This is a genomic window from Hoeflea sp., from assembly GCF_039975035.1.
Taxonomy (GTDB): Bacteria; Pseudomonadota; Alphaproteobacteria; order Rhizobiales; family Rhizobiaceae; genus Hoeflea.
The window spans coordinates 1-10921 of the sequence record NZ_JBDWHW010000262.1 but is presented as its reverse complement, the minus strand read 5'-3'; the positions used below and the strand labels follow the sequence as shown (position 1 = coordinate 10921).

Genomic DNA, 10921 nt, shown 5'->3' with positions numbered 1-10921 from the left:
GGCTCGTGAAGGCGCACCGCAGGCCCAACAGGTCGCCGATCGGTTTCATCTGGTCCAGAACCTTCGCTCGGCCATCGAAGAACAGATGAGCCTTTCCGGGCGCGCCACCGGGAGGGCCATTCTTTCGGAGGACGCATTTGTTGACGCTGCCACACATCGCCGTCGCGCCCGTCTTGCGCATAGGCAATCCCGCCAGGAAATATTCGACATGCTCCACGCTTTGCGCCAGCAAGGGCTATCCTACAGCGAAATCGCCAGACAGACCGGGTACGAACGTCGCAGTGTAGCAAAGTGGCTCAAGTTCGAGGCTCCGCCAGACAGGCGGCGAGCAGCGTTGAAACCCACATCACCATGGTATTTTGAAACCTTCCTCGCCCAATGCTGGAAGGATGGGAATCGCTGCGGCCGGCACCTGTTTCATGACGTCAAGCAGCGCGGCTACACTGGCAGCTTCGCCAATCTCGAGCGCCTGCTGGGAGCCTGGCGGCGGGCCGAAAGGGGGCAGGCCGATGAAGTGCCGCCCACCGCGTTGAAGTCGGAGCCGGTTCGAGATCCGGAAACCGGTCATGCAATCTCGCCAGTGGTTGCCGCCGCGCTCTGCATCAAGCCTCGAAGCCTGCTGACAGAGCGACAGGTCAAAAAGGTCGATGTCCTGAAGCAGGGATCTGATGCGTTCGCCGAGATGCGACGCCTGGCGATGCGCTTCAACGGGATCCTTCGCGGCAAGAGATCGGCACCACTGGATGTGTGGATCGACGATGCGATCGACTCCGAACTCATTCCGATCATGCGGTTCGCTCGCGTCCTGCGCAGAGACATCAATGCCGTCAATAATGCCATCGAACTGCCGTGGAGCAACGGGCAGGCCGAAGGCCAGATCAACCGCCTCAAGACCCTCAAGCGCGCAATGTATGGTCGGGCAGGTCCTGAACTGATGAGGGCACGAATGCTACCACCGCTCCACACAAAGTGAGGAAGAACCTCATTAAGTGCCAAGCCACAGATGATAATGCCCACGCATTTGCGGATCATTGATCCAGTTTGCGAGAGCCTTCCTGGTACCTTCGGTAATCTCGAATCGGACTGGAGTTTTGGTTTTGCTCTGCAGAATTGAGGTTCGTTCCTTGATGCTCCCGGATGCATAGACGTCAGCAACCTTGAGTTTGACCAGATCGCAACCTCTGAGCTTGCTATCGACGGTCAAATTGAAGAGCGCAGTTAAGTGGTCTCCCCTATTGCGATGAAAGCCTCCTGCCGCTTTCCAGGAGTTGTCCTCGTAGTTTCATGGTCTGCTCTTTAGAGAGGTCGACGGGTAGTACGAGACAGATCGTAGCTTCGACATTTCCTTCGGCACCATAGATTGGGGCTGCGAGGCACTGCGTCACGGCATCTACCAATCCCTTGGTCAAGCAAAAGCCCTCGCGACGGGCCTCGTCGATTGCGGCGATGAACTCGTCGAGAGCTATGTGCCGGCCATTTGGCAGGGTCAAGTCTTCTTCGGCGATAAGTTCCTCGATCTCTGTGCGGGTGCTTCCAGCAAGCAGCAGGCGACCAGATGCGGTCCAGGGAATCGGGATTTGAATGCCAACCGCCGAGCTTATTCGGAACGGTCTGTTGCCCAGGCACATATGCATGATGGTGTAGCGACCGTTCTGCAGCATGCAGAATTCGCTGGTCTCACCAGTTTCCTTTGCCAGTCGGTCGACTTCCAAGCGCGCGCGCTTGGCCAGCGAGTTCTCTCGAATATAGTTCAGGCCGAAGAGATACATGCGCTTCCCAAAAAAGATGCGGCCGTCATCCAGCGAGGCCTCCAGAAGGCCTGCTTCCGTGAGGTCGTTGACCAGGGTGTAGGTTGACGACCGCGGAGCGTTCAGCGCCTTGGCGAGCGCTCCGATGCGTATGCCCTCCCCATGACTATGAAGAAATTCGAGAATTTGAAGAATCCGGTCAACGCTCCGCTCCCGGCGCTGAGGGGTGTCGACCTTTGGTGCGGGCGGAAGTGTGATCATGTGAGCTCGCTCTTGCACATTCTGAAGAAACTGATAGCCTGTCTCTAACACAAGACATATGTCCTGTATATAGGACACTTGAACTACGGACTTCCGAACTGGCGACAAACGTCGTCGATACTATTTAAGCACGCCTTCAGAAGCAGGGGACTCGTTGCCATGAGCGAACCGGTAGCCATGAGCCACAATCAGATCCGTGAGCGCATCGCCTCCTTGCCCCGGCTCGACATTGCACTGAAGAACACGCCACTGGAAGAGGCCCGAAACCTTTCCCGCACGCTAGGGGGCCCGCGCATTTTTGTGAAACGCGATGACCTGACGGGTGTTGCCCTCGGGGGCAACAAGTTGCGAAATCTCGAATTTCGCCTTGCCCATGCGATGAAGGACGATCCAGACACCGTGATCGTCGGGCTGGATCTGCAGTCCAATTCTGCTCGCCAGACCGTCGGCGCCTGCAACAAGCTTGGTTTGAAAACAATCCTAGTTCTGGAGGGTACACGCCCCAACAATGTTCAGGGCAATCTTCTCATTGACTATCTGCTTGGGGCAGACGTCCACTTTGCCGCCGACCAGAGAGAGCAGCGAACGATGCTCGACAGTCTTGCCGCCCAGGTGCGCGAGAAGGGCGGAAGGCCTCATATCCTCAATGACAATCCGATGTTCGATGTGGCCTCAGCGGTCGCCTATCTGGAGGTGGCGCTGGAAGTTGTCGAGCAATTGGGTGAGCGCGGTTTGGCGCCAGATTGCTTCTACATGTCGTCCAGCGGCAAGGGCTCGGCAGGCATTATGCTAGCCCAGAGGCTGTTGGGGGCTGGTTTCTCCATGCAAGCCATTTGCGCCACCGCCGAATTCGACCTGCCGTCCCGCACGGTTAGGATTGCCAATGAGACGATTGCCGCTCTTGGGCTCGACATCGAGATCGCGGAGGACGAGGTCGTCAATACAGATGCTTTTGTTGGCGCGGGCTACGGCATCCCGAGCGACACAGGCGACGAGGCGGTCCGCTTGTTCGCGCGCACCGAAGGAATCATCCTCGACCCAATCTACACCGGCAAAGCGGCTGCAGGCATGATCGCCCACATCCGCGAAGGCCGCTTCAAGTCCGACGACGTGATCGTCTTCGTGCATACTGGCGGCACACCGGCAATCTTCACATGGAACGAACTTTGGGTCTGACGTGGCAGAGCTCTGCGGCGTCTGAAAGAATTTAACGCAAAAACGGGAGAAATGACATGAAACGCAGACATTTCCTTACGAGCGCGGCCGGGGCAGCGCTGCTTACGACACTGCCGGCCGGAGCCATCCGGGCCTATGCCCAGAGCCAGTCCGGAGTGATCATCTACGGACAGAGCACGGCGGTATTGACGCTCGATCCGGCCCATGGCGCCTTTACCGGCTATCCGGGTGGATACGAAGCAGCGTTGTTGATCTATGATCGGTTACTGGACTTCGATGCAGACATGAAGATTGTGCCACAACTGGCCGAGTCGTTTGCGATGAGCGAGGATCTCCAGTCCTGCGAGGTGAAGCTTCGCAGCGATGTCACCTTCCATGACGGCTCACCTTGCGACGCTGCTGCGATCAAGTTCAACATCGAGCGGATGATGAACAGCGAGATCAACACAACAAACCGGCCACTGTGGAATCCGATTTCCGGCGCCGAAGTGGTCGACGAGACAACAGTGGTGATCCGTACCTCCGCGCCTTTCGCGCAACTGCCCAACACGCTTGCGCACGGTTCCGGCGCCATCGTGTCGCCGTCCGCGATCGAAAAGTTCGGTGAAGACGGCTTTGCGCAGAATCCCGTAGGTGCGGGTCCCTATATGGTCGAGGCCTTCAGCGCCGGACAGGAAATGACATTGAAGGCGTTTGAAGGCTACTGGGGCGACAAGCCCGGCGCATCCGGCGTGGTGTTCAAGTTTATCGCAGAGCCCGCGACGCGTATCAATGCCATTACCACTGGAGCCGTCGACGTCATTGACTCGGTTCCGGTCCAGCTTGTCAGCCAGCTCGAAGGCAATGCCGATGTCGAGGTGGTTCGCAAACCCGGCCTGCGGCCGATCGGACTGGCAATGAACCTCACAAGGCCGGCGCTAGCGGACGTCAAGGTTCGAAAGGCGCTCAATCTCGCTGTTCCCGTGGCCACCATCGCGGAGAAGGTGTTCTTCGGCTTCGCCAAAGCGCCGGATTCCCCGCTGGCCTTCGACGCGATCGGCCACAAGTCGGTCGGCGAGACCGTGTTCGACCAGGAGCAAGCCAAGGCGATGCTGGCGGAAGCAGGTTACACAGCCGATTCCAGCGGAATGCTCGCCAAGGATGGCGCCAAGCTCACCCTCTCGCTTTTCGCACCGGAGGGCCTGTTCCCCGGCGACGTCTCGGTGGCGGAGATCGTTGCAGCTTCGCTCAAGCAGGTCGGTGTCGACGTCCAGATCACCAAGATCGAGAAGGGCGCGTACTGGGATCAGCTTCGGCAGGACAAGGCCAATCTCGGCTGGGATCTGGCGATGTTCGGCTTCAACCCGTCCAATGCCTCCGGCACCTATCACCTGGCCTCGCTTTTCAAGTCCAATGCGGACGACGAGGGTAAGCCGGATGTCTGGAACATCGGCCGCTATAGCAACCCGGAGGTCGACAAGTTGCTTGAGACCGCCGACAGCGCACCAGTAGAAGACGCGCGGATGGAGGCACTTGGCAAGGCGCAGGAACTTGTATGGGCGGACGTGCCTTATTTGTGGCTGCAGATCAACGAGAACGTTTCGGCTGTGCGCAAGCAGGTGACGGGCGTGACCGTGATGTCGATCGTCTTTACCAACCTGCGCAACGCAGCAAAGTCCTGAGACGCGTACAGATGATCGGTTTCCTGGCCAAACGCTTCGCAACTATACCGCTGGTAGTGCTCGGCGTTGTCACGATTCTGTTCATCATCTTCAAGTCGGTTCCCGGCGACGAGGCTACCTTCGTCGCCGGGGCCACGGCCACACAAGTCGAGATCGAGGCTGTGCGCATGCAACTCGGCCTCGACCGGCCACTTCTTGAACAATATGCACGACACGTCTCTGGACTGGTCGTGGGGGATTTCGGCTATTCGACCACTTTCCGCGGCAATCCGCTCCCCCACGTCTTCCAGCGTCTGCCGGCGACACTGGCGCTGGCAACCTCCGCTATCGTGCTCACGATCCTAGTTGGCATTCCCGCAGGCGTCGTTGCTGCCGCCTATCGCAACAAACTGCCCGACTACCTGATTTCCCTGTCGGTCGTCGCGCTGCTGGCGATCCCGAATTTCTGGCTCGGCATGATCCTGATCGCCTGGCTGTCGCTGGACCTGGGCCTTTTGCCGAGTTTCGGCGCAAGCGGGCCAGCCTCGATCGTGATTCCCACGCTGGCGCTTGCCGCGCGCCTGGTCGCGCTGTTGGCGCGCATGACGCGTGGTGTGGTTACCGAGGAATTGCGGAAGGATTATGTGCGTACCGCCCGCGCCAAGGGCCTTTCCAAAGGGGTCGTGCTTCGTCGTCACGTGCTGCGGAACGTCATGATTCCCACAATCACCGTCATAGGTCTGCAAGCCGGATACCTGCTCGGCGGTTCTGTGGTCATCGAGCGCCTCTTCGCGTGGCCTGGCATCGGTGACCTGCTGCTGACAGCTGTGTCGGTGCGCGATTACACGCTGGTGCAGGCGATCGTCCTGATCTTTGTCGTGTCGTTCCTCGTCATCAACATCGCAGTCGAGGTGATCTACCGTTTCGTCAATCCGAGGCTGCGCTATGCGTGAAGCCATCGTTCGCCCGAGGCACCGAGGAACGCGCCGCATCAACCTGTTCCTTTGGCTTGGCGCCATTCTGCTTGTGCTCTTCGCAGCGCTTGCAGTGCTGGGCGAGCAGATCGCCCCCTATGATCCGACAGCGCAGGATCTGTTTGCGATGCTGGAGGCGCCGTCAAAGGCCCATTTGCTCGGCACTGACAATGTCGGCCGCGATATACTCTCGCGCATTATCGTCGGGGCTCGGTTCACCTTTTCCATCGCCCTCGCGTCGGTCCTCTTCGCCGGCATCGGCGGCATCGCGCTTGGCTCGATCGCAGGCTATTTCGGCGGGCTTACTGATCGCATCGTCACCGGCATCATCGACCTCTTGCTCACGGTCCCCAATATCGTGTTGGCGATCGCAATCGCCTCCGTCGTCGGCGCATCGGCGACCGGGCTGACGATAGCGATCACCGCAAGCTTCATCCCGCCGCTGGCACGCCTGGTACGTGGTCGCGTGATCGAATTGCGGGAGGAGGATTTCGTGGCCGCGGCCATCACCATTGGCATGGGTCATACGCGCATCCTGCTTCGCCACATCGTGCCAAACGCCACGACCGTGATCATCATCGAACTCAGCCTCAATGCCGGACAGGCGGTGCTGATCGGATCGGCGCTCGGATTCCTCGGCCTTGGTGTTCAGCCACCTGCGCCCGAATGGGGCACGATGCTGGGCGCAAGTCGTGAGTACCTGTCGGTCGCACCTCATCTGGTGATTGTACCAGGGATCGCTATCTCGCTTCTCGTGCTTGCCTTCAACGCCTTCGGTGACGGGCTGCGCGACGTCTTCGATCCAGCTTCCAGTACCTGAAGAGGAATCCATGGACTACGGCATAATCGACTGTCACGCCCACATATTTCCACCCGCAGCGACGGCGGCCGGCTTCCCGGACGTGGCCACGCATCTCCTGCACCAGCAGCGATCCATGCAGGTTCATGGCAACCAGCCCTATCGCCGATCGCACGACCGATCGCTTGTGAGCGAGCGGCCTTTGTGGGATCCGAACGACCCATCGCCGGCGGGTCGCCGCGCTGTGGATTTCAGGGTGGGCGATCATGGCCGCTATGAGTGGACCGTTGACGGCGAGGATCAATACGTGCAGTTCCTTGCGCCCTGGATGCGCAATCTCGAGATGCCGGCCGAGACGCTGCTCGCCTATATGAATTATACCGGAGTGACTACGGCGGTGCTGCAGAACGAACATATCTACGGCAATCTTGCCGAAGACTTCGCGGCCGCCACCAAGGCGCATCCCGGACGTTTTGTCGGCCTGGCGCAAACCGAGGAAGCCTTCGCCTATACCGATGCAGAACTTGAGCGCCTCGACGACGAGATCGGTCGCTTGGGCATGGCTGGCTTCTATTTCACGACGACCGGAATGTTCCGGAGCGGTTACAAGCCCATGCATTCCGACCCTGCATACGATCCCTATTGGGCGTTCGTCGAGCGCAGCGGGCTTCCGGTTTTCTGGGTGCAATCGGGGAATTCGCCGGTCGGCAGTTATGAAGACGAAATGCGGCATCTGGCGCGCATCGTCGAGCGCTTCCCCAGCATTCGGCACGTGCTCGTGCATGGAGTTCCAACATCACTCTATTGTGACGAGAACGACCGCCTGACGCTGCCCTCGATCATCGACTCACTGCTGACCCAGGCGCCGGTATCAGCCGAGATCCTATACCCGATCGCCTGGGGTGGCCGGCAAGAATATCCCTATCCCCGCGCGCACTTGCATATCCGCCAACTGCTCGACAGGTTCGGGGCAGGGCGCTTTCTATGGGGATCGGACGCGCCAAATGTCGACCGCTACTGCACCTATGGGCAGTCCTTGACCTATTTCACGCAGTACAGCGATTATCTGTCGGATGACGACCGTCGCGCAATCCTGCGCGACAACGCGGTGGCGCTGATACCTGCGCTCACGTGGCCGGATCAAGCCGAATGACGACGCCGCTGCTTTCCATAGAGGGACTGACTGTCGAGCTTTCTACCGCCGAGCGCAGCTTCATGGCCGTCAACGATCTCAGCTTCGACGTCTCCCATAACGAAGTGCTGGCGCTGGTAGGCGAATCCGGTTCGGGCAAGAGCATGACCGCGATGGCCATTATGCGGTTGCTGCCAGAGCCTGTGGCTGAGATTGTTTCGGGGAAGATCTTGTTTGACGGTCTCGATTTGGCGAGCGCCAGCGAAACCACCCTCAGAACCGTCAGGGGCAACCGGATCGGTCTCATCTTCCAAGAGCCCATGACCTCTCTCAACCCGTCGATCCGGGTGGGTCCGCAGGTTGCCGAGGTGCTGCGCCTCCACAAGGGGCTGACTGGGTCCGCCGCACGCCAACGCGTCGAGGAATTGTTCGAGTTGATGCGCATTCCCGATCCCAGGCGACGCTATGACGACTATCCGCACCAAATGTCGGGAGGAATGCGTCAGCGAGTGGTGATCGCGCTGGCGCGCGCCTGCGATCCCGACGTGCTGTTTGCCGACGAGCCGACGACGGCGCTGGACGTGACGACGCAGGCGCAGATCCTCGAAACGTTCCGCGACTTGCAGGCATCCGTGGGCGCCGCCACGATACTGATCACGCATGATTTGGCTGTAGTCGCCGAGACTGCTGATCGCGTTGCCGTCATGTATGCGGGCCGCATCATCGAGGAAGCGACCACCGAGCAGCTGTTCGCTTCGCCTCGCCATCCCTACACGAACGGCTTGCTCGCCTCGATCCCGCAGGTTTCGGATGCAGCGGATATGCAAACGCGCCAGCCGCTGCCGGAGATTCCGGGAATGGTCCCCGCGCTGTGGGCTCTGCCTCCGGGCTGCGCCTTTGCTCCGCGCTGCCCTCGTGCCCGGGTTCGTTGTTCGCGCGAGCGTCCGCCGTTGGCTGAAATGGCGGCCAGACGCCGCGTCGCCTGCTGGTATCCGGTGGAGGTGGTACCATGAGCACGCTACTGGAAGTGAGGAACATATCCAAGCGCTTCACCGTCCTGCGCGGAATGAGCGGCCGACCGGCGACGGTGCTGGCGGTGGACGATGTTTCCTTTTCCATCGCGCCTGGCGAGACCCTGGGTCTTGTAGGCGAGAGCGGTTGCGGCAAGTCCACGGTCGGCAAGATGATCGTGAGGCTCCTCAAACCCGACGAGGGCCAGATCCTGCTGGACGGCACCGACATCACCCATGCCTCGCATCGTGCTATGCGGCCGATGCGGCGCAAGGTGCAGATGATTTTCCAGGACCCGAATGGATCATTGGACCCGCGGCAACGCTCGGGCGACATCGTGGAAGAGCCTCTTATCGTCCACGGTCTTGGAAGCCGGTCCGAACGCAAGGCCAAGGTGGTGGATCTCCTGGCAAGGGTTGGTCTTCGACCAGACCAGATGGGCGACGTGCCATCCAGGTTCTCGGGCGGCCAAAAACAGCGGTTGGCGATCGCCCGTGCTCTGGCGCTCAACCCGTCGCTGATCGTCGCTGACGAACCGGTTTCCGCGCTCGATGTCTCGATCCAGGCCCAGGTCGTCAACCTGATGTCCGACATCCAAAAGGAGTTCGGTCTGGCCTATTTGTTCGTGGCCCACGACCTCGGCATCGTGCAGCACATCAGCGATCGGGTAGCGGTCATGTATCTTGGCCGTGTCGTGGAGATCGGCGATACGGCTGCGGTCTACCACCGGCCGAGCCACCCGTACACCCGCACGCTGATGGATGCCGTGCCGCGGGCAGATCCCTCGCGTCGGCACAGCCGCATCAAGGTTCAGCGCGGGGAAGTGCCAAGCCCCCTCGATCCTCCCAGCGGGTGCACCTTCCATCCGCGCTGCCCGATTGCGACGGATATCTGCCGCCTCGAACGTCCGGCTTTGCGGCGGGTTGCTTCGGGCGCAGAGGCCGCCTGCCACCATGCCGACTGAGGCCCAAAGGGCCGGCCGTTTGGCGACGAACGTATTTGATTGATTGGAGCATTGTATGAGCACGGTAGATCACCCAACGCCCGACGAGGCATCACCCGAAGATCGACTCGCTCGGCTCGGCATTGTGATCCCGCCGCCACCGCCGCCAATCGCGAACTTCCTGACCTACGTGCGCGAAGGCAACCTGCTCTTCCTGTCCGGTCAGGGACCGCGAGAGGCGAATGGGTACCTGCATACCGGCAAGGTGGGCGCGGGTGTCACTGTCGACGAAGCCTATGTGCACGCGAGACTTACCGGCATTAACCTGCTGTCTGTCCTGCAGGACGTGCTCGGTGACCTCGGCCGGATCAAGTCTATCGTGAAGCTTCTCGGCATGGTTAATGCGGTGCCAGATTTTTGCGATCACCCACTGGTAATCAACGGCTGCTCCGATCTCTTCGTGAAGGTGCTGGGTAATCGTGGGGAGCATGCACGATCTGCCATAGGTGTCGGCTCCTTGCCAGGCAACATCACAGTTGAGATCGAGGCTGTGGTCGCTTTAAGGGACTGAACGACTACCGGCTTGCGCCGGTAGGATCGACGACGTGCTTTTCCAGGTACTGAAGATGGGGTGGTTGCCGTCCTCCCCTGACGGCATCGCAATGTGCCAGGATGGTGGTCTTTGAACCACTTAACGGAGAGGTGGCTCGGTTCGTCTGAACAGTTCAGGGCGTTTCGTTAAGTGGATTTCCGCCTTGATTATGCTGCCGCCATGATTGGCGTCAGCGCATTGAAGTAAGCCTGATCCGGTGTTTGCCGGTCAAGGGATGAATGTGGACGTCGGGTGTTATACAACACGGCGACAGAACACCCACGGGACCGAGGTTCGCGAGCTTTTGTATCCGTGGCATCCCTGGTCCGGGCGGTTTGTTCACGTCCATGAGGAGCTGTCCAAAGGGACGTATATTTTCCGCTGCAGCCTTTCTGGTTCTTCTTCTGATCGACTTCTGGAAATCCCAGCATGGATGTTTGACCGCTCCTTGAGCGGATATTGGCGTAGCCTGCCGGTTCCGCATGTCGATCTCGCAACCCTGCAGGCATTGTCATGTCTGGATGGCGCCCGTTTGGCAATATGATTTCAGGCGATGTTTGAGCTTTGCGGGTCGGGTGCAGTCATGTCTCCGGCCTGTTTTTGCGGCACCATATGACCGCTGGCCCTGATGTTGTCCGCGTGAAC

Annotated in this window: 10 protein-coding genes; 9 read left to right on the top strand and 1 reads right to left on the bottom strand. The window is 59.8% G+C overall.

Annotated elements, in window-relative coordinates; translation table 11 throughout:
• Positions 1 to 973: transposase (locus tag ABJN75_RS23575; RefSeq protein WP_348442123.1), on the top strand; the 973-nt coding region annotated here is incomplete at its 5' end.
• Between the two features lie 259 nt (positions 974 to 1232).
• On the opposite strand, the gene ABJN75_RS23570 is transcribed toward ABJN75_RS23575, so the two are convergent.
• Positions 1233 to 2009: an IclR family transcriptional regulator gene (locus ABJN75_RS23570; RefSeq protein ID WP_348442122.1), complete on the bottom strand. Its 777-nt coding sequence runs from the start codon at positions 2007 to 2009 to the stop codon at positions 1233 to 1235.
• Between the two features lie 159 nt (positions 2010 to 2168).
• Here ABJN75_RS23570 and ABJN75_RS23565 point away from each other — a divergent pair, with 159 nt between their 5' ends.
• Genes ABJN75_RS23565 through ABJN75_RS23530 form a run of 8 tightly spaced genes read left to right on the top strand, consistent with a single transcriptional unit; the run spans position 2169 to position 10255 of the window.
• A complete protein-coding gene (locus ABJN75_RS23565) occupies positions 2169 to 3185 on the top strand; it encodes a pyridoxal-phosphate dependent enzyme (protein WP_348442121.1) in 1017 nt (338 codons plus the stop codon).
• A gap of 56 nt (positions 3186 to 3241) precedes the next feature.
• Positions 3242 to 4846, top strand: a complete 1605-nt coding sequence (locus ABJN75_RS23560) for an ABC transporter substrate-binding protein (RefSeq protein WP_348442120.1) — start codon at positions 3242 to 3244, stop codon at positions 4844 to 4846.
• 11 nt (positions 4847 to 4857) lie between these two features.
• Positions 4858 to 5778: an ABC transporter permease gene (locus ABJN75_RS23555; protein ID WP_348442119.1), complete on the top strand. Its 921-nt coding sequence runs from the start codon at positions 4858 to 4860 to the stop codon at positions 5776 to 5778.
• On the top strand, positions 5771 to 6619 hold the full coding sequence (locus ABJN75_RS23550; protein WP_348442118.1) for an ABC transporter permease: 849 nt from the start codon (positions 5771 to 5773) through the stop codon (positions 6617 to 6619). The genes ABJN75_RS23555 and ABJN75_RS23550 overlap by 8 nt, the downstream gene beginning before the upstream one ends.
• A 10-nt stretch (positions 6620 to 6629) precedes the next feature.
• Complete coding sequence (locus ABJN75_RS23545; protein ID WP_348442117.1) at positions 6630 to 7751, top strand: amidohydrolase family protein; 1122 nt, start codon at positions 6630 to 6632, stop codon at positions 7749 to 7751.
• Positions 7748 to 8743 (top strand): ABC transporter ATP-binding protein, encoded by a 996-nt coding sequence (locus tag ABJN75_RS23540; protein WP_348442116.1) that lies wholly within the window; start codon positions 7748 to 7750, stop codon positions 8741 to 8743. Before ABJN75_RS23545 ends, ABJN75_RS23540 begins: the two co-directional genes overlap by 4 nt.
• Positions 8740 to 9705, top strand: a complete 966-nt coding sequence (locus ABJN75_RS23535) for a dipeptide ABC transporter ATP-binding protein (protein WP_348442115.1) — start codon at positions 8740 to 8742, stop codon at positions 9703 to 9705. The genes ABJN75_RS23540 and ABJN75_RS23535 overlap by 4 nt, the downstream gene beginning before the upstream one ends.
• 55 nt (positions 9706 to 9760) lie before the next feature.
• Positions 9761 to 10255 carry a RidA family protein gene (locus ABJN75_RS23530; protein ID WP_348442114.1) on the top strand — a complete coding sequence of 165 codons (495 nt, stop codon included), beginning with the start codon at positions 9761 to 9763 and terminating at the stop codon, positions 10253 to 10255.
• The last annotated feature ends 666 nt before the right edge of the window (positions 10256 to 10921 follow it).